At 71.3% G+C, this 18,191-nt stretch carries 17 protein-coding genes; 8 read left to right on the top strand and 9 right to left on the bottom strand.

What is annotated here, in order from left to right; translation table 11 throughout:
- Positions 1 to 3 precede the first annotated feature (3 nt).
- From ACFYW3_RS12540 to ACFYW3_RS12575, 8 genes are read right to left on the bottom strand one after another with little or no spacing between them, the layout of a single operon-like run.
- Positions 4 to 2,052, bottom strand: a complete 2,049-nt coding sequence (locus ACFYW3_RS12540; protein WP_351752093.1) for an NADH-quinone oxidoreductase subunit L — start codon at positions 2,050 to 2,052, stop codon at positions 4 to 6.
- The gene (nuoK, locus tag ACFYW3_RS12545) at positions 2,049 to 2,405 is read right to left on the bottom strand and encodes an NADH-quinone oxidoreductase subunit NuoK (RefSeq protein ID WP_053682653.1); all 357 of its coding nucleotides are present in this window, start codon (positions 2,403 to 2,405) and stop codon (positions 2,049 to 2,051) included. The genes ACFYW3_RS12540 and nuoK overlap by 4 nt, the downstream gene beginning before the upstream one ends.
- Positions 2,405 to 2,989, bottom strand: coding sequence for an NADH-quinone oxidoreductase subunit J (locus ACFYW3_RS12550; protein ID WP_351752095.1), 585 nt, complete (start codon positions 2,987 to 2,989; stop codon positions 2,405 to 2,407). Before ACFYW3_RS12550 ends, nuoK begins: the two co-directional genes overlap by 1 nt.
- A complete protein-coding gene (locus tag ACFYW3_RS12555; RefSeq protein ID WP_389386202.1) occupies positions 2,986 to 3,579 on the bottom strand; it encodes a NuoI/complex I 23 kDa subunit family protein in 594 nt (197 codons plus the stop codon). Before ACFYW3_RS12555 ends, ACFYW3_RS12550 begins: the two co-directional genes overlap by 4 nt.
- Complete coding sequence (locus ACFYW3_RS12560; RefSeq protein WP_351385770.1) at positions 3,579 to 4,547, bottom strand: complex I subunit 1 family protein; 969 nt, start codon at positions 4,545 to 4,547, stop codon at positions 3,579 to 3,581. Before ACFYW3_RS12560 ends, ACFYW3_RS12555 begins: the two co-directional genes overlap by 1 nt.
- Positions 4,544 to 5,707, bottom strand: coding sequence for an NADH-quinone oxidoreductase subunit C (locus ACFYW3_RS12565; protein WP_389386203.1), 1,164 nt, complete (start codon positions 5,705 to 5,707; stop codon positions 4,544 to 4,546). The genes ACFYW3_RS12560 and ACFYW3_RS12565 overlap by 4 nt, the downstream gene beginning before the upstream one ends.
- Positions 5,704 to 6,309: an NADH-quinone oxidoreductase subunit B family protein gene (locus ACFYW3_RS12570; RefSeq protein WP_351752098.1), complete on the bottom strand. Its 606-nt coding sequence runs from the start codon at positions 6,307 to 6,309 to the stop codon at positions 5,704 to 5,706. The genes ACFYW3_RS12565 and ACFYW3_RS12570 overlap by 4 nt, the downstream gene beginning before the upstream one ends.
- Positions 6,300 to 6,707 carry an NADH-quinone oxidoreductase subunit A gene (locus ACFYW3_RS12575; protein ID WP_267796350.1) on the bottom strand — a complete coding sequence of 136 codons (408 nt, stop codon included), beginning with the start codon at positions 6,705 to 6,707 and terminating at the stop codon, positions 6,300 to 6,302. The genes ACFYW3_RS12570 and ACFYW3_RS12575 overlap by 10 nt, the downstream gene beginning before the upstream one ends.
- 156 nt (positions 6,708 to 6,863) lie before the next feature.
- On the opposite strand from ACFYW3_RS12575, the gene ACFYW3_RS12580 reads away from it, so the two are divergent.
- The 5 genes from ACFYW3_RS12580 (at position 6,864) to ACFYW3_RS12600 (ending at position 13,924) form a co-directional block, all read left to right on the top strand.
- Positions 6,864 to 8,054 (top strand): sensor domain-containing protein, encoded by a 1,191-nt coding sequence (locus ACFYW3_RS12580; protein ID WP_351752100.1) that lies wholly within the window; start codon positions 6,864 to 6,866, stop codon positions 8,052 to 8,054.
- Between the two features lie 305 nt (positions 8,055 to 8,359).
- Positions 8,360 to 9,688, top strand: coding sequence for a sensor histidine kinase (locus ACFYW3_RS12585; RefSeq protein WP_389386204.1), 1,329 nt, complete (start codon positions 8,360 to 8,362; stop codon positions 9,686 to 9,688).
- 320 nt (positions 9,689 to 10,008) lie between these two features.
- The gene (locus tag ACFYW3_RS12590) at positions 10,009 to 10,668 is read left to right on the top strand and encodes a response regulator transcription factor (protein WP_351752187.1); all 660 of its coding nucleotides are present in this window, start codon (positions 10,009 to 10,011) and stop codon (positions 10,666 to 10,668) included.
- A 234-nt stretch (positions 10,669 to 10,902) separates the two neighbouring features.
- Complete coding sequence (locus ACFYW3_RS12595) at positions 10,903 to 12,852, top strand: 2-oxoacid:acceptor oxidoreductase subunit alpha (protein WP_389386205.1); 1,950 nt, start codon at positions 10,903 to 10,905, stop codon at positions 12,850 to 12,852.
- Positions 12,845 to 13,924, top strand: coding sequence for a 2-oxoacid:ferredoxin oxidoreductase subunit beta (locus ACFYW3_RS12600; RefSeq protein WP_389386206.1), 1,080 nt, complete (start codon positions 12,845 to 12,847; stop codon positions 13,922 to 13,924). Before ACFYW3_RS12595 ends, ACFYW3_RS12600 begins: the two co-directional genes overlap by 8 nt.
- Before the next feature lie 146 nt (positions 13,925 to 14,070).
- Here the strand turns inward: ACFYW3_RS12600 and ACFYW3_RS12605 are convergent, their stop codons facing one another.
- Positions 14,071 to 14,433 (bottom strand): winged helix-turn-helix transcriptional regulator, encoded by a 363-nt coding sequence (locus ACFYW3_RS12605; protein WP_389386207.1) that lies wholly within the window; start codon positions 14,431 to 14,433, stop codon positions 14,071 to 14,073.
- A gap of 123 nt (positions 14,434 to 14,556) precedes the next feature.
- On the opposite strand from ACFYW3_RS12605, the gene ACFYW3_RS12610 reads away from it, so the two are divergent.
- From ACFYW3_RS12610 to ACFYW3_RS12620, 3 genes are all read left to right on the top strand, one after another.
- Positions 14,557 to 15,414: an SDR family oxidoreductase gene (locus tag ACFYW3_RS12610; protein WP_389386208.1), complete on the top strand. Its 858-nt coding sequence runs from the start codon at positions 14,557 to 14,559 to the stop codon at positions 15,412 to 15,414.
- A 179-nt stretch (positions 15,415 to 15,593) separates the two neighbouring features.
- Complete coding sequence (gene rarD / locus ACFYW3_RS12615; protein WP_389386209.1) at positions 15,594 to 16,568, top strand: EamA family transporter RarD; 975 nt, start codon at positions 15,594 to 15,596, stop codon at positions 16,566 to 16,568.
- A gap of 206 nt (positions 16,569 to 16,774) precedes the next feature.
- Positions 16,775 to 18,094, top strand: a complete 1,320-nt coding sequence (locus tag ACFYW3_RS12620; RefSeq protein ID WP_351752109.1) for a M28 family metallopeptidase — start codon at positions 16,775 to 16,777, stop codon at positions 18,092 to 18,094.
- Positions 18,095 to 18,191: the final 97 nt, after the last annotated feature.

Genomic DNA, 18,191 nt, shown 5'->3' on the forward strand with positions numbered 1-18,191 from the left:
GGCTCACGATCCGGCGTTGACGTTGGCGAGGACGGCGGTGGCGATCGCCAGGACCACGGCGCCGGCGAGCAGGGCGCTCAGGTAGCTCTGCACGTTGCCGGTCTGGGCGCGGCGGACGAGGGCGCCGAGCAGCCGGGGGCCCGCGCCCGCGCCGCGGACGTACGTGTCCACGACCTCCCGGTCGAGGAAGCGGACCAGGCCGGCGGCGGCCCGTACGGGGCGGACGAACAGCCGGTCGTAGACGGCGTCGAGGTGGAAGCCGTCCGCGGCGTGGCGGTGCAGCGGGCCGAGGAGCGCCTTGCCGGGGTCGGGGGCGGGGCCCGCGGGGACGGTGGGGTGCTCGTGGGCGACCTCCGCGACCTCGGGGGTCTCGGCGGCGGACTCCGCCGCGGCGGTGGCGGCGGAGACACGGGCCGCGACGGCGGCGGGCTCGTCGGTGACGGCGGCGGCCGCGGGTCCGATCGCGGCGGGGGCCGCGTACGCCGTGGCGGCGGCGCGCTGCCAGAGGCCGTAGGTCAGCAGGACGCCGATGGCGGCGGCGCCGACTCCGAGGATCGAGGTGACCAGCGACGGGGTGAGCTGCTCGCCGTCGAACCAGTCGGCGAGGGGGCCGGCGGCGAGACCGAAGCCCACCGTGGGGATCGCCAGCAGCCACAGCACGCCGGTCATGGCGACGGGCTCCTTGCCGTGGTCGGGGGCGGCGGCGCCCCGTCCGCGGAAGGCCATCAGCCACAGCCGGGTGGCGTAGGCGGCGGTGAGCAGGGCGGTCAGCACGCCGGAGACGAGCACCAGCCAGCCGGCCGCGCCGGGGGCGAAGTCGGAGTGGCCGGTGGCGGTGCGCTCGGCGGCGACGAGGATCGCCTCTTTGGAGAAGAAGCCGGCGAAGGGCGGGATGGCGGCGAGCGCGAGGAGCGCGAGCGTCATCGTCCAGAACGCGTCGGGGATGCGCTTGGCCAGGCCGGCCGTGCGGGACATCGCGGCCAGGGAGTTCGTCCCGGCGGCGTGGATGATCACGCCCGCGCCGAGGAAGAGGAGCGCCTTGAACGCGCCGTGCGACAGGAGGTGGAAGACGGCCGCGCCCCGATCGCCGACGGCCAGGGCGCCGATCATGTAGCCGAGCTGGCCGATCGTGGAGTAGGCCAGTACGCGCTTGATGTCGTCCTGGGCCAGGGCGGCGAGGGCCGAGCCGACCATGGTGACGGCCGCCATGGCGGCCATCACCACCAGCGCGGCCCGGGAGGCCGCGAAGACGGGGAGCAGGCGGGCGACGAAGTACACGCCGGCGGCGACCATCGTCGCGGCGTGGATCAGCGCGGAGACCGGGGTCGGGCCGGCCATGGCGTCGGGCAGCCAGGTGTGGAGCGGGAACTGCGCGGACTTGCCGGCGACCCCGGCGAGCAGGAGCAGCGCGATCAGCGTCGGGTGGTCGAGGCCGCCGGCGCCGACGGTGTCCAGGATCTCGGTGATCCGGAAGGAGCCGGCGTCGGTGGCGAGCGCGAACAGGCCGATGAGGAAGGGAACGTCGCCGAGCTTGGTGACGAGGAAGGCCTTCAGGGAGGCGGAGCGGGCCGCCTCGGTCTCCCAGTAGTGGCCGACGAGGAAGTACGAGCAGATGCCCATGACCTCCCAGCCGACGAGCAGCACCATCAGGTCGCCGGAGTAGACGACGACCAGCATGGCGGAGGTGAACAGGGAGACCAGGGCGGCGTACGAGGGGTAGCGCGGGTCCTCGCGCAGGTAGGCCGTGGAGTAGAGCTGTACGCAGGTGGCGACCACGCCGACCAGCACGGCGACCAGGGCCGCGAAGCCGTCCAGGTACAGGCCGAGTTCGATCGGCACGGAGCCGGTCGGGGTCAGCTCGGTCGCGGTGTCGATGGCCGGGCCGCCGCCCTGGCGGACGGCGACGAGCACGGCCAGCACGGCGGCGCCCAGCGTCGGCAGGATGGCGAGCGGCCGGACGAAGCCGGGGGCACCGCGGCCGCACAGCAGTCCCGCCACCGCGCCGAGGAACGGCAGGAGGGGGACGAGGACCGCGAGGGTCGTGGTGCTCACGCGGTGACCTCGCTCTGGATGCTCGGATCGGTCGGGGCGGGCTCGTGGCCCTCGGCGGTGTCGCGCAGTCTGTCGACGTCCGAGGTGCCCCGGTTGCGGTACACCGTCAGCACGATCGCCAGGCCGATGCCGATCTCGGCGGCGGCGATGGCGATGGTGAAGAGGGTGAGGGCCTGGCCGGCGTGCAGGGCGTCGCGCAGCCAGACATCGAAGGCCACCAGGTTGAGGTTGACGGCGTTGAGCATCAGCTCGACGGCCATCAGGACGAGGATGGCGTTGCGGCGGGCGAGTACCCCGTACAGGCCGACGCAGAAGAGGAGCGCCGCGAGGACGGCCGGGTAGGCGAGGTGCATCAGCGCGGCCCCTTCTGGTCGTCGGGGCCGGCGGCGGTGTCGTTCCTGCGGGACAGGACGATGGCGCCGATCAGGGCCGCGAGGAGGAGCACGGAGAGGGCCTCGAAGGGCAGCACCCAGTGCTGGAAGAGGAACTCGCCGGTGACCCGGGTGGATCCCTGGGCGGCCCCGTCGAGGTCGATCCAGGTGGTGCGGAAGGCGTCGACGACGACCCAGACGAGTGCGACGGCGGCGACGATCGCGACGCCGAGGGCGACGGGGCGGTTGCCCGAGTCGGCATCCGGGGACCGGCCGATGGGCGCCTTGGTCAGCATCAGTCCGAAGAGGAGCAGGACGACCACGGAACCGAGGTAGATCAGCACCTGAACCCACGCGATGAACTCGGCGGTCAGCAGCAGGTACTCGACGGCGATCCCGCCGAGCGCCACGACCAGCCACAGCGCGGCGTGCACGAGCTGTCTGGTGGTGACCGTGACGAGCGCCGCGCCGAGGGTGGCGAGGCCGACGAGGACGAAGGCGATCTCGACGCCCGTCGGGGAGAGGAAGCCGGGGCCGGTTGCGGCCAGGGTGGCGGCGGGGCTCACGCGTCTCCCTCCGGGTCGGTCGGTGTCTCGGTCGCGGTGGCCGCGGCTTCGGCTGCCGCCGCCGCGGCTGCCGCGGCTTCCGCCTTGTCCACGGCCTTGCGGGCGGCGGCGATCTCCTTGGGTTCCTCGGCGGCCGGGTCCAGGGCGGGCGGGGCCGGCACGGTCCACATCCATTCGCGGAGCTTGTCGCGCTCGTGGGTGAGTTCGAGGATGTCGGTCTCCGCGTACTCGAACTCCGGTGACCAGAAGAGGGCGTCGAAGGGACACACCTCGATGCAGATGCCGCAGTACATGCAGAGGGAGAAGTCGATGGCGAAGCGGTCGAGGACGTTGCGGCTGCGTTCGCGGCCACCGGGGGCGGCGGCGGGCACCGTCTCCTTGTGGGAGTCGATGTAGATGCACCAGTCGGGGCACTCGCGCGCGCAGAGCATGCAGACCGTGCAGTTCTCCTCGAACAGGGCGATGACGCCACGGCTGCGCGGCGGGAGTTCGGGCTGCGTCTCGGGGTACTGGGCGGTGTGCGAGCGCTTCGTCATCGTGCGCAGGGTGACGGCGAGGCCCTTGGCCAGGCCGGATCCGGGAACGGGCATCAGTTGATCGCCACCTTCACGATGCCGGTGAGCGCGATCTGGGCGAGCGCGAGGGGGATGAGTACGGTCCAGGCGAGCTTTTGCAACTGGTCCTCGCGCAGCCGGGGGTAGCTCACGCGGAGCCAGATCACCACGAAGGCGAGGACGGCGACCTTGAGGAGGGTCCAGACCCAGCCCAGGTCGTCCCCGCCGAAGGGGCCGTGCCAGCCACCGAGGAAGAGGACGGTGGTGAGGCCGCACAGGACGACGATGCCGGCGTACTCGGCGAGCAGGAACAGGGCGAAGCGCAGACCGGTGTACTCGGTGTACGCGCCGAAGATGATCTCGGAGTCGGCGACGGGCATGTCGAAGGGCGGCCGTTGGAGTTCGGCGAGGCCGGCGATGAAGAAGACGAGCGCGCCGACGATCTGCCAGGGCAGCCACCACCACTGGAAGGCGTCGACGATGCCGGGGAGGGAGACCGTGCCGGCCGCCATGGCCACCGAGGCGGCCGTGAGCAGCATGGGCAGCTCGTACGCCAGTAGCTGGGCGGCGGTACGCAGGCCGCCCAGCAGGGAGAACTTGTTCGCGGACGCCCAGCCGGCCATCAGGCTGCCGAGCACGCCGACGCCCATGACGGCGAGGGCGAAGAACAGGCCCGCGTCGACGACCTGGCCGACCGCGCCCTCGCCGGGGCCGATGGGGATGACGAGGAGGACCAGGAGGTAGGGGAGCAGCGCGACGGCGGGGGCGAGCTGGAAGATCCGCCGGTCGGCGTCGGCCGGGACGATGTCCTCCTTCTGCGCGAACTTCACGCCGTCGGCGACGAGCTGGGCCCAGCCGTGGAAGCCGCCCGCGTACATGGGGCCGAGGCGGCCCTGCATGTGGGCCATCACCTTGTGCTCGGTCTGCCCGACGACGAGCGGGAGCACGAGGAAGACGACGAAGACGACGATCAGTCGCAGGGCGACGTCGAGGACGTCGTTCACGCGTCGCCTCCGTTGTCGGGGGTGGGGTCGGGGGTGGACTCGGACCCGGGAGCCGGTTCCGGCTTCCTGCCCGGGGCCGGGTCCGGCTTCTTGCCCGGGGTTTCGTCCGGGGCCGTGTCCGGCTTCTTGCCCGGGGTTTCGTCCGGGGACTTGTCCGGAGCGGGTCCGTCCGCCGGGGCCGGGGCCGGGGGCGGCTCGGGCGGTGCGGGCGTCGCGGCCGGCGCCGGTTCCTCGAAGGCGGGCTTCGGGTCGTGCCAGGGCGCGTCGCTGCTTCGCCCGGCCGGCGGCGGCGCGGCGGGCGCGTCCGGGGCCCCGGTCGCCGGAGCGGGCGCCGGAGCGGGTGCGGGCGCGGGCGCGGGCGCGGGCGGGCCGGCCTGGCTCGCGGAGCCGTCCGCGACCGACCGGCTGCGCCGCACCGGACGCGCCGGGGCGTCGCCTTCGGCCGGGGGTGCCTGGGTCGCGGAGCCCTCGGCCACCGAGCGGGTACGGCGGACCGGCGCGCCCTCGCGGGGCGTGCGGGCCGGGGCGCCCGCGCCGCCGGCCGCGCGCGGGGTGCGGGCGGGGCGGGTGGGGGCCGGCGGCAGTTGGCCCTTGAGCGGGCCCCAGTCATTGGGGTCGGGAACGCCCGGCGGCAGCATCTGTCGTCGCTTCGGCGCGTCGGGGTCGTGTGCCTCGCCCGGCTCCTTGGCGCCCGGCCAGGCCTTGGCGACGCGGGCCGCGAGCACGAAGTCCTTGCGCAGCGGGTGGCCCTCGAAGTTCTCGGGGAGCAGGAGGGGCACGAGGTGGGGGTGGTCGGTGAAGGTCACCCCGAACATCTCGAAGGTCTCCCGCTCGTGCCACTCCGCCCCCGCGTAGACGGCGACGGCGGAGGGCAGCGAGGCCGCCGCGTGCGGGACGGTGGTCCGCAGCAGCAGGCGTCGTACGCGGTGGTTCTCCAACGAGACGACGTGCGCGCAGACCTGGAAGCCGGTGCCCGGCTCGTCCACCGCGCTCAGCCAGTCGAAGTAGGTGCAGCCCAGTTTGTCGCGGGCGATCTCCAGCGAGGGGATCCAGGATCCGACGGGCACGTCGACCGTGAGGACGTCGTACGCGAACGAGCCCACGGCCTCGGCGCCGAAGACGGTCGCCGCCGCGTCGGGCAGGGAGTCGTAGAGGTTCACGCGCCCGCTCCCGCCGAGGGTGCGGGCGGGGGCGTGACCAGACCGCTGGTGAGCTGGGCGACGGAGGGATTCGCGTAGCGGTCCGCGAGCGACTCTCGGGCGATCTTCTCCTGGAGCTTGAGGATCCCCTGGAGCAGCGCCTCGGGGCGCGGCGGGCAGCCGGGCACGTAGACGTCGACCGGGATGATCTGGTCGACGCCCTTCGTGACGGAGTACGAGTCCCAGTACGGTCCGCCGCAGTTGGAGCAGGCGCCGAAGGAGATGACGTACTTCGGCTCGGGCATCTGCTCGTAGAGCCGCTTCACGGCGGGGGCCATCTTGTCGGTGACCGTGCCCGAGACGATCATCAGGTCGGCCTGCCGGGGTCCCGGCGCGAAGGGGATGACACCGAGTCGGATGAAGTCGTGTCGGGCCATGGACGCGGCGATGAACTCGATCGCGCAGCAGGCCAGGCCGAAGTTGAAGACCCACAGGCTGTAGCGGCGGCCCCAGTTCAGGACCACCTTCATGGGTTCGGGTGCCAGTCGGGAGAGCACTCCCAGCCGCTTCGGCTCGGGAAGCGGCTGCGGCTCGGCCGGTGTCCCCGCCGGTGTCACAGCCATTCGAGGACGCCCTTCTTGTACGCATAGAGCAGGCCGACGGCGAGGAAGCCCAGGAAGACGAACATCTCCACCAGGGTCGTGGCGCCGTAGCCGGCGGCGGCGAACACGGTCGCCCACGGAAACAGGAAGATCGAGTCGACGGCGAAGATGACGTAGAGGAACGCGTAGACGTAGTAGCGGACCTGGGTGTGCGCCCAGCCCTCGCCGACGGGGTCCACGCCGCACTCGTACGTCAGGAGCTTCTCGGGGGTGGGGACCACGGGCCGCAGCAGTCGGCCGGCGCCGAAGGCCACGGCGACGAACAGCACGCCGAGCACGGCGAGCAGGCCGACGACCGAATAGCTTCGGAAGTAGTCCGCCGCGTGCACGGTCACGGTCGATACCGTTGGGTCGGGCACGTCCGTTCCTCGCTCCTCGGCCACTGTCGACGATCTGGGTGATCTGGTACGCACGGGAGTCTAGGGCCTGGGCCAGGCGGGGTGGGGTTATCCCCCGTTCACCGCCGCCGGGCCACCCCATGGCGACGCCGGATGGAAATTGGCAGGCTGTGCGGCATGACCGCGAGCATCCGCACTTCCCAGGACGACCTCCTCCCACCCGTACGTGCCGCCTTCGGCGCGGCCACGTGGAAGGAGATCGCGTACCTGCTGAGCAATCTGCCGGCGGCGCTGATCGGTTTCGTCTACACGGTGGTCATGGTCTCGACCGCGGGCGGTCTGTCCGTGACCGCGATCGGGCTGCCGTTGCTCGCGTGCGGGCTGCTCGGTTCGCGGCAGCTCGGCAAGCTGGAACGGGCCCGTTCCCGGTGGCTGTTGGGCATACGGGTGGACGAGCCGACGCCGATCCCCGGCCCGCTGCGCTCCGGCGGGTTCTTCCCCTGGCTGTGGTCGAGCATCAAGGACCCGGTCGCCTGGCGGACCGTGCTGTTCGAACTGGTCCGGCTGCCCTGGGGGGTGCTCACCTTCACCGTCGCGTTGACGGGGCTGTTCGTGCTGTGGCCGGTCCTGCCGTGGGTGGCCCGCTGGCTGACGAGCGTGGACCGGGCGATGGTACGGGGCCTGCTGTCCCCGTCCGACGAGCTGGAGCGGCGGATCGCGGAGCTGGAGTCCGACCGGGCGGTGGTCGTCGACACCTCGGCCGCGGATCTGCGGCGCATCGAACGGGACCTGCACGACGGGGCCCAGGCCCGTCTGGTGGCCCTGGCGATGGGGTTGGGCCTGGCGAAGGAGAAGCTGCTGGAGGACCCGGAGGGCGCGGCCGCGATGGTGGACGAGGCGCACGGGGAAGTGAAGCTGGCGCTCCAGGAGCTGCGGGACCTGGCGCGGGGCATCCACCCGGCGGTCCTGACGGACCGGGGGCTGGACGCGGCGCTGTCCTCGGTGGCCGCGCGGTGCCTGGTGCCGGTGAAGGTGCACGTGGACCTGGCGGCGCGGCCCGCGGCGGCGATCGAGGGCATCGCGTACTTCGTGGTGTCGGAGCTGCTGCAGAACGTGAGCAAGCACGCGGCGGCGCGGGGCGCGGGCGTGGAGGTGTGGCGGACGGGTCCGCGGCTGCTGATCCGGGTGTCGGACGACGGGCGCGGTGGCGCGTCCGCGCGGGCCGGGTCGGGGCTGGCGGGGCTCACCGAGCGGCTGGACGCGGTGGACGGGGTGTTCGTCGTGGACTCCCCGGAGGGTGTGGGGACGACGGTCACGGCGGAGCTGCCGTGGCGCGACCGCGAACCGGCGGGGGTACCGGGCCGCTAGGCCCTGTCGTCTCGTTCGGCTCGTTCGGCTGGTTCGGCTCGTTCGGCTGGTTCGGCTCGTTCATCTCCGTCGTCTCCGTCGTCTCGTTCATCTCCGTCGTCTTCGTCGGCGAAGTGGTGGGTGCGGGGCTCCCGTCCGGGTGGACGGGGGTCCCGCTTTCGCGTGCGCGGGCCGGTTCACGTGCGCGTGATGGGCGGGGTGGGGTTAACCCCCCTCCGGACAGGCCGACCCGCCGCATGGTCCCGGGGACGGCCCGGCGGCAGGGTTGAGGGGTAAAGGGCGGACACGAAGGGCGGGTCGGGATCATGGGCAAGGACACGGGCACGAGCACGGGGATCGGCACGGTGTTGCGGGCTCCCGTGGCGGCGCGGACCTGGCGGGAGTTGGGGTTCCTGATGCTCGGGTTCCCGCTGAGCACCGTGTACTTCTGCCTCGCCGTCACCGGAGTGAGCCTCGGCGGCGGTCTGCTCGTGACCTTCCTCGGGGTTCCGGTCCTGGCCGGGGTGCTCGCGATGTGCCGCGGCTTCGGACAGGTGGAGCGAGCCCGGGTGCGGGGGCTGCTGCGGGTGGACGTCGCGGATCCCGAGCCGATCAGGGCCCGCAAGAGCGGGGCGATGGCCGCCATGGGGGCCCTGCTCAAGAACGGAAGCGCCTGGCGGCACGTGTTGTACTCGCTGCTCCACTTCCCGTGGGCGGTGTTCGGCTTCTGCGTGGCCCTGGTGTTCTGGACGTACGGGTGGGGCTTCCTGCTGTACCCGCTCTGGGTCTGGGTCTTCCCGACCTTCACCGACCAGCCCGGACTGCAGGTGTTCCAGAACGACGACTACTCCTTCTACCTGAACTCCCCGCTCGCCATCGCCACCACCTCCCTGGTCGGACTCGCCGTCACCCTCGCCACCCCCTGGGTGCTGCGCGCCCTGACGACCGTGGACCGGGTGCTGGTCACCGGCCTGTTGGGCCCCTCCCGGCTCGCCCACCGGGTCACGGAGCTGGAGTCCGACCGGGGCGTCGTGGTGGACACCGCCGCCGCCGACCTGCGACGCATCGAGCGGGACCTGCACGACGGGGCCCAGGCCCGGCTGGCGGCCCTGGCCATGGATCTGGGGCTGGCGAAGGAGAAGCTGACCGAGGACCCCCGGGAGGCCGCGCGGATGGTGGACGAGGCGCACGGCGAGGTGAAGATCGCCCTCCAGGAGCTGCGGGACCTGGCGCGGGGCATCCACCCGGCGGTCCTGACGGACCGGGGGCTGGACGCGGCGCTGTCCTCGGTGGCCGCGCGGTGCGCGGTGCCGGTGCGGGTGTCGGTGGACCTGCCGGCCCGGCCGGCGGCGGCGATCGAGGGCATCGCGTACTTCGTGGTGTCGGAGCTGCTGCAGAACATCAGCAGGCACGCGATGGCCCGTACCGCGAGCGTGGACGTCTGGCGGTCCGGCGACCGGGTGCTGATCCAGGTCGCGGACGACGGCCGGGGCGGGGCGTCGGCCGCGGCCGGGTCGGGGCTGGCGGGGCTGACCGGACGGCTGGACGCGGTGGACGGGGTGCTCGTCCTGGACTCCCCCGCCGGCGGCGGTACGACGGCCACCGCCGAGCTGCCGTGGCGCGACCGCGAGCCGGCGGGCGTACCGGGTCGCTAGTGCTGTGACCGCGGCACCAGCCCCTGTCGTCGCCGTCGCGCGGTGGGACCCCCGTCCGGGTGGGCGGGGGTCCGTCCGCATGCCCGGCGGCCGGTGCACCGAGCCCGACGCACCGCACCGCATGGCACGGCACGGCACCGCATGGCATGGCACGGCACGGCACGGCACCGCACGGCACCGCACCGCACGGTCGAATACCGGCCGACGGCGACCAGTTGGCTCGGATTCGCCGCCGTCGCGGCGGCCGGCTGGGATGCTTGGGTCTGCCAGGTATGCGGGTGACGAGTGGATGCGGGAGCTGCTGAGAAGTGGAAGACAGGGTGCGGGTGGTCATCGCCGAGGATTCAGTGCTGCTGCGCGAGGGCCTGACCCGGTTGCTGACCGACCGGGGGCATGACGTCGTCGCCGGCGTCGGGGACGCGGAAGCCCTGATCAAGACAGTGGACGAGCTGGCGGCGCAGGGCGCGCTGCCGGACGTGGTGGTGGCCGACGTGCGGATGCCGCCGACGCACACCGACGAGGGGGTGCGGGCCGCCGTGCGGCTGCGCCGTGACCATCCCGGGGTCGGGGTGCTCGTGCTGTCGCAGTACGTGGAGGAGCAGTACGCCACCGAACTGCTGGCCGGTTCCAGCACCGGGGTGGGGTATCTGCTCAAGGATCGGGTGGCCGAGGTCCGGGAGTTCCTGGACGCGGTGGTGCGCGTGGCCAGGGGCGGTACGGCCCTGGACCCCGAGGTGGTCGCCCAGCTCCTGGGCCGCAGCCGCAAGCAGGACGTGCTGGCGAACCTGACGCCGCGCGAGCGCGAGGTACTGGGCCTGATGGCCGAGGGGCGCACCAATTCCGCGGTGGCGAAGCAGCTCGTGGTGAGCGACGGCGCGGTGGAAAAGCACGTCAGCAATATCTTCATGAAGCTCGGTCTGTCCCCGAGCGAGGGGGATCACCGGCGTGTACTGGCGGTTCTCACCTATCTAAGATCTTGATCGACTGACACTCTGTCAGGTGAGGTGTGGTGGCACCGGCCCCGAAACGCACCTTTCGGGGTCCGGCGCCATCGCCCGGAGGTTTGGAATATTTCGCGTACTGCACGACGTCTGTCGGACAGACCGCCCCCCAAAGGACGGTCCAGAATTCGGGCGACCCAGGGACGAATGACCTCACGGACGTAGGGTTGGCCTTGGGAGCGAGCGCCCACGCCTCGAAGGAGGTCCAGTTCAGTGACCAGCCAGGTCAGTAGCCCGGCCGAGCAGGCCGACGGGGCCGAAGGCTCAGTGGTCGGCGAGCAGCGCACGTCGCTGCGGCCCGGTGGGAGCGGCAAGGAAGTCCGCCGCCTCGATCGTGTGATCATCCGATTCGCGGGTGACTCGGGCGACGGAATGCAGCTCACCGGCGACCGTTTCACCTCGGAAACCGCGTCCTTCGGCAACGACCTCTCGACCCTGCCGAACTTTCCCGCCGAGATCCGTGCCCCCGCCGGAACTCTTCCGGGCGTGTCGTCCTTCCAGCTGCATTTCGCCGATCACGACATCCTGACGCCGGGCGACGCCCCGAATGTGCTGGTGGCGATGAATCCGGCGGCGTTGAAGGCGAATATCGCGGACGTTCCGCGCGGCGCGGAGATCATCGTCAATACCGATGAGTTCACCAAGCGCCCGATGGCCAAGGTCGGCTACGCGACGTCACCGCTGGAAGACGGCTCGCTGGACGCGTACAACATCCATCCGGTGCCCCTGACGACGCTGACGGTGGAGGCGCTGAAGGACTTCGGGCTGTCGCGGAAGGAGGCCGAGCGCAGCAAGAACATGTTCGCGCTGGGTCTGCTGTCGTGGATGTACCACCGCCCGACGGAGGGCACGGAGGCCTTCCTGCGGACGAAGTTCGCGAAGAAGCCGGAGATCGCCGAGGCGAACGTGGCCGCCTTCCGGGCCGGCTGGAACTTCGGCGAGACCACCGAGGACTTCGCGGTCTCCTACGAGGTCGCCCCGGCGACGAAGTCCTTCCCGACGGGCACCTACCGCAACATCTCCGGCAACCTGGCCCTGTCGTACGGCCTCATCGCCGCGGCCCGACAGGCGGACCTCCCGCTGTACCTGGGCTCGTACCCGATCACGCCGGCGTCCGACATCCTGCACGAGCTGAGCCGGCACAAGAACTTCGGCGTACGGACCTTCCAGGCCGAGGACGAGATCGCAGGGATCGGCGCGGCCCTGGGCGCGGCGTTCGGTGGCGCCCTGGGGGTCACGACCACCTCGGGTCCGGGTGTGGCGCTGAAGTCGGAGACCATCGGTCTGGCGGTGTCGCTGGAGCTGCCGCTGCTGATCGTGGACATCCAGCGGGGCGGTCCCTCGACGGGGCTGCCGACCAAGACCGAGCAGGCCGACCTGCTCCAGGCCATGTACGGGCGCAACGGCGAGGCCCCCGTCCCGATCGTGGCCCCGCGCACCCCCGCGGACTGCTTCGACGCGGCGATCGACGCCGCCCGGATCGCCCTGGAGTACCGGACCCCGGTGTTCCTGCTGTCCGACGGCTACCTCGCCAACGGCTCCGAGCCCTGGAAGATCCCGGAGGTCACGGACCTGCCGGACCTCACGGTGCAGTTCGCGGCCGGTCCGAACCACGAGCTGGCGGACGGCACCGAGGTGTTCTGGCCGTACAAACGCGATCCGCAGACCCTGGCGCGCCCGTGGGCGGTCCCCGGCACCCCCGGCCTCGAACACCGCATCGGCGGCATCGAGAAGCAGGACGGCACCGGCAACATCTCCTACGACCCCGCCAACCACGAGTTCATGGTCCGCACCCGCCAGGCCAAGATCGACGGCATCCGGGTCCCCGACCTGGACGTGGACGACCCCGACGAGGCCCGCGTCCTCGTCCTCGGCTGGGGCTCCACCTACGGCCCCATCACCGCGGCCGTACGCCGGGTACGGGCCGCCGGACTGCCGATCGCGCAGGCGCACCTGCGTCACCTCAACCCGTTCCCGAGGAATCTCGGGGAGGTCCTGAAGCGTTACGACAAGGTAGTGGTGCCGGAGATGAACCTCGGGCAGCTCGCCACCCTGATCCGGGCGAAGTACCTGGTGGACGCCGCGTCGTACAACCAGGTCAACGGGATGCCCTTCAAGGCCGAACAGCTGTCGACGGTCCTCGAGGAGGCCATCAATGACTGAAGTCACCGAGGTGTCCGAAGCCGGGCATCATCTGCTGTCCCTCGTGCCCAAGGCCGAGGGGAAGCAGTCGATGAAGGACTTCAAGTCGGATCAGGAGGTCCGTTGGTGTCCGGGTTGCGGTGACTACGCCGTGCTCGCCGCCGTCCAGGGCTTCATGCCCGAACTCGGCCTCGCCAAGGAGAACATCGTCTTCGTCTCCGGAATCGGCTGCTCCTCCCGATTCCCCTACTACATGAACACCTACGGCATGCACTCCATCCACGGACGCGCACCCGCCATCGCCACCGGCCTCGCCACCTCCCGCCGCGACCTCTCCGTCTGGGTCGTCACCGGCGACGGCGACGCCCTCTCCATCGGCGGAAACCACCTCATCCACGCCCTCCGCCGCAACGTCAACCTCAAAATCCTCCTCTTCAACAACCGCATCTACGGCCTCACCAAAGGCCAGTACTCCCCCACCTCCGAACTCGGCAAAATCACCAAATCCACCCCCATGGGCTCCCTCGACGCCCCCTTCAACCCCGTCTCCCTCGCCATCGGAGCCGAAGCCGGATTCGTCGCCCGCACCATCGACTCCGACCGCAAACACCTCACCGACGTCCTGCGCCAAGCCGCCGACCACCAAGGCACCGCACTCGTCGAGATCTACCAGAACTGCAACATCTTCAACGACGGCGCCTTCGAAGCCCTCAAGGACAACAACCAGGCCCAAGACGCCCTCATCCGCCTCGAACACGGCCAACCCGTCCGCTTCGGCACCGACCACACCAAGGGCGTCATCCGCAACCCCACCACCGGCGACCTCGAAGCCGTCACCCTCACCCCCGAGAACACCCCCCACCTCCTCATCCACGACGCCCACACCACCAGCCCCACCACCGCCTTCGCCCTCTCCCGCCTCGCCGACCCCGACACCCTCCACCACACCCCCATCGGAGTCCTGCGCAGCGTCCAACGGCCCGTCTACGACACCCTCATGGCCGACCAACTCGACACCGCGATCGAGCGAAACGGCAAAGGCGACCTGACGACGCTACTGACCGGCAACGACACCTGGACCGTGGTCGGCTGACGGACCGCCGGCCGGCGCGCGCCGCCGACCGCGCCACGCGCGGCACCGCATGACGAGCGGTACGGCTCGGGGGTACGGCGCGCGGTACGGCGCGCGAGCACGCCGAGCGGACGACGGAACGAAGTGCGGCGGAAGCCCGGAGCGCGCTACGCGGTCCGGGCTTCGTCGTACGCGGCGCGGGCCGCCTGGACGTCGGCCGTCCGACGCTCGGTCCAGCGGGCGAGCGCCCACACCTGCTCGGCGGCCTCGCGGCCGAGGTCGGTGAGCGAGTAGTCCACCCGGGGCGGGATCACCGGCTGCGCCTCGCGCAGCAGGAATCCGTCGCGCTCCAGCGTCTGGAGGGTCTGGGCCAGCATCTTCTCGCTGACCCCGGCCACCTCCCGGCGGAGTTCGCTGAACCGGTACGAGCGCTCGACCAGGGCGGCGAGCACGAGGACGCCCCAGCGGCTGGTGACGTGCTCCAGCACGCCGCGGGAGGGGCACATGGGAGCCTTCACACTTACCTTCATGCAAGTACCTTACTTCAGAGTGGGTACTACCGAATAGTTAGCGCTCTCCGTACGGTAGTGACATCACCCCGCACGGCCGGCCCCACCGCCGGTCTCACCGCCGGTCCCACCAAGGAGCGCACCATGAGCAGCATCGTCGTCACCGGAGCCACCGGATCCCTCGGCCGCCTCGTCATCGAGGAACTGCTCGAACGGGTCCTCGCCGAGCGCGTCGCCGTCGTCGTACGGAACAAGGAGAAGGCGGCCGACCTGGCCGCGCGCGGCATCGACGTACGGATCGCCGACTACGACGAGCCGGCGAGCCTGGCCGGGGCCTTCGGGGCCGGCGACCGGGTACTGCTGATCTCCGGCAGCGAGGTCGGCCGCCGGGTTCCGCAGCACACCGCCGTGATCGACGCGGCGAAGACGGCCGGCGTGGCACAGCTCGCGTACACCGGGATCCTCGGCGGGCCCGAGGCGGACTTCGACCTGGCGGCCGAGCACAAGGTCACCGAGCGGGCGATCCTCGACTCGGGACTGCCGTACACCTTCCTGCGCAACGGCTGGTACCACGAGAACTACACCGCCCAACTGCCCGTGGTGCTGGAGCACGGCGCGGTCGTCGGCAGCGCCGGCGAGGGCCGGATCGCGTCCGCCGCGCGGGCGGACTACGCCGCGGCGGCGGCCGTGGTGCTGACCGGCGAGGGGCACCTGAACACGGTGTACGAGCTGTCCGGCGACACGGCCTGGAGCCTGGCGGAGTACGCGGCCGAGGTCGCGGGGCAGTCCGGCCGCGAGGTCGCGTACGCCGAGGTGCCGGCCGACACCCACCTGGGGATCCTGACCGGCGCGGGGGTGCCCGAGGGCTTCGCGGCGCTCCTCGTCGACGTGGACGCGGCGATCTCGCGCGGCCGGCTGGCGGGGACCGGCGGCGACCTGGCCCGCCTGATCGGCCGCCCGACGACCCCGGTGGCCGCGGCCATCGCCTCGGCCCTGGCCTGAGCCGCGCCGGGGGCCGGCCCGACTCAAGGCCCGTTCGAGGCCGACTCGACCTCCACCCCACCAGCCCGGATGTCATGAGTATCTCCCCCTTACGGGCATGACATCCGGGCTGTACGGCGATACCTTCGTGGGGTTGTGACTCGGGTGGCGAGTTGGCCGGAAGCCGTACTGGAGGCCCCGTGAAGGCAGAGAACGAGCAGCGCACGGGATTGCTCTACGGTTTCGGCGCGTACGGGATGTGGGGGTTGGTCCCCCTCTTCTGGCCCCTCCTGAAGCCGTCCGGGGCGATCGAGATCCTGGCCCACCGCATGGTGTGGTCGCTCGCCGTCGTCGGGATCGCCCTCCTCGCCCTGCGCCACTGGAGCTGGATGAGCGAGCTCGTGCGCCAACCGCGCAAACTGGCCCTGACCGCCCTGGCCGCCTCCGTGATCAGCGTGAACTGGGGCCTGTACATCTGGTCGGTCAACAACGGCCAGGTCGTCGAGGCCAGCCTCGGCTACTTCATCAATCCCCTGGTCACCATCGCGATCGGCGTCCTGGTGCTCGGCGAACGGCTGCGCCGGGCCCAGTGGGTGGCCGTCGGCATCGGCTTCTCCGCGGTGCTCGTGCTGGCCATCGGGTACGGACGGCCGCCCTGGATCTCCCTGGCGCTGGCCTTCTCCTTCGCCACGTACGGGCTGATCAAGAAGAAGCTCAACATGAGCGGCCTGGAGTCGCTGACGGCGGAGACCGCACTGCTGTTCCCGCCCGCCCTCGGCTACCTGCTGTGGCTGGCCGCGCAGGGGCGGTCCACCTTCGCGACGGAGGGCCTCGGCCACTCCGCGCTGCTGGCCGCCACCGGACTGGTCACCGCGGTCCCGCTGGTGTTCTTCGGTGCGGCCGCGATCCGGGTGCCGCTGTCGACGCTGGGCCTGCTCCAGTACATGGCCCCGGTGTTCCAGTTCGGGCTGGGCGTCCTGTACTTCCACGAGGCGATGCCGCCCGAGCGGTGGGCGGGCTTCTCCCTGGTCTGGGCCGCGCTGGCCCTGCTGACCTGGGACGCACTGCGGACCTCGCGCCGCTCCCGGGCCCATTCGGCCGCCGCCGCGACTCTCGCGCCGGTCGCCCCGGCGAGCGCTCCGACGGAGCCGACGACGGCCCGCGAGCCCGCGTAGCGGCTCGCTCCTCCCGCCCCACGATCCCCGGTACGGAACCCCCGTACCGGGGATCGTCCGTTTTCCGAACCGCCCTGACCGGATTGTGGTCTTGACGAATAGTCATACTCTCGCTGAACATCAGGCTCGCACTGACGCACTCATGCTCACCCGCTCTATCCCCGCACGTTCCGTCTCATCCCCATACGGAATTCCGGAGCCCCCACATGAGCCTGTCCGTCCCTCGGCGCCTCGCCGCCGTGACCGCGATCGCGGTCGCCGGCCTGTTCGCCGCCACCTCCCCCGCCGCGCTCGCCGCGCCCACGGCGGTCAACGCCGCTCCCACCCCTCCCGACATCCCGCTGGCCAACGTCAAGGCGCACCTGACGCAGCTCCAGACCATCGCCACCAACAACGGCGGCAACCGTGCCCACGGCAGGGCCGGTTACAAGGCCTCGATCGACTACGTGAAGGCCAAGCTGGACGCGGCCGGGTTCACCACCAGCCTCCAGACCTTCACCTCCAGCGGCGCCACCGGCTACAACCTGATCGCGGACTGGCCGGGCGGTGACCCCAACTCCGTCCTGATGTCCGGCTCGCACCTGGACTCGGTGACCGCCGGTCCCGGCATCAACGACAACGGCTCCGGATCGGCGGCCGTCCTCGAGACCGCGCTGGCCGTCTCCCGTGCCCAGCTCCAGCCCACGAAGCACCTGCGCTTCGGCTGGTGGGGCGCCGAGGAACTGGGTCTGGTCGGCTCGAAGTACTACGTCAACAGCCTGTCGGCCACCGAGAAGGCGAAGTTCTCCGGCTATCTGAACTTCGACATGATCGGCTCGCCGAACCCGGGCTACTTCGTCTACGACGACGACCCCACGATCGAGCAGACCTTCAAGAACTACTACGCGGGCCTCGGCATACCCACCGAGATAGAGACCGAGGGCGACGGACGCTCCGACCACGCGCCGTTCAAGAACGCGGGCATCCCGGTCGGCGGCCTGTTCTCGGGCGCCGACTACACCAAGACGGCGGCCCAGGCGCAGAAGTGGGGCGGCACCTCCGGTCAGGCCTTCGACCGCTGCTACCACTCCTCCTGCGACACCACCGCGAACATCAACGACACCGCCCTGGACCGCAACGCGGACGCCATCGCCTACGCGATCTGGAACCTGGGCGCCGGCACCCCGGTGCCGCCCGGCAAGTCCTTCGAGAACACCGCCGACGTGAACATCCCCGACTCCCCCGGTGCCGCGGCGAGTTCGCCGGTCACCGTCTCGGGCGTCACGGGCAACGCCCCGGCGACCACCAAGGTGGACGTGAACATCGTCCACACCTACCGGGGTGACCTCCAGATCGACCTCATCGCCCCGGACGGCAGCGCCTACCGGCTGAAGAACTCCTCCAGCTCGGACTCGGCCGACAACGTCGTCGCCTCGTACACGGTCAACGCGTCGAGCGAGGTCGCCAACGGGATCTGGAAACTCCAGGTCAAGGACGTGGCGGCGCAGGACGTCGGCTACATCAACAGCTGGAAGATCACCTTCTAGGACCTCGGGACCCAGGGACCCGGGTCCTCAGGGGCCCCGCGATCCACGGGACCCTCGGGCCCCGGGGATCCCGGCGCCCTCGCAAGCCTCCGGAACC

Source organism: Streptomyces sp. NPDC002602 (genome assembly GCF_042889445.1).
Classification (GTDB): Bacteria; Actinomycetota; Actinomycetes; order Streptomycetales; family Streptomycetaceae; genus Streptomyces.

Coding starts and splice junctions, on each gene's coding strand:
- nuoK (WP_053682653.1), bottom strand. CDS start 2,405: ATGCACCTCGCCTACCCGGCCGTCCTCGCGGCGCTCCTCTTCTGCGTC.
- ACFYW3_RS12555 (WP_389386202.1), bottom strand. CDS start 3,579: ATGCCCGTTCCCGGATCCGGCCTGGCCAAGGGCCTCGCCGTCACCCTG.
- ACFYW3_RS12570 (WP_351752098.1), bottom strand. CDS start 6,309: ATGGCTGTGACACCGGCGGGGACACCGGCCGAGCCGCAGCCGCTTCCC.
- ACFYW3_RS12580 (WP_351752100.1), top strand. CDS start 6,864: ATGACCGCGAGCATCCGCACTTCCCAGGACGACCTCCTCCCACCCGTA.
- ACFYW3_RS12585 (WP_389386204.1), top strand. CDS start 8,360: ATGGGCAAGGACACGGGCACGAGCACGGGGATCGGCACGGTGTTGCGG.
- ACFYW3_RS12600 (WP_389386206.1), top strand. CDS start 12,845: ATGACTGAAGTCACCGAGGTGTCCGAAGCCGGGCATCATCTGCTGTCC.
- ACFYW3_RS12605 (WP_389386207.1), bottom strand. CDS start 14,433: ATGAAGGTAAGTGTGAAGGCTCCCATGTGCCCCTCCCGCGGCGTGCTG.
- ACFYW3_RS12610 (WP_389386208.1), top strand. CDS start 14,557: ATGAGCAGCATCGTCGTCACCGGAGCCACCGGATCCCTCGGCCGCCTC.
- ACFYW3_RS12620 (WP_351752109.1), top strand. CDS start 16,775: ATGAGCCTGTCCGTCCCTCGGCGCCTCGCCGCCGTGACCGCGATCGCG.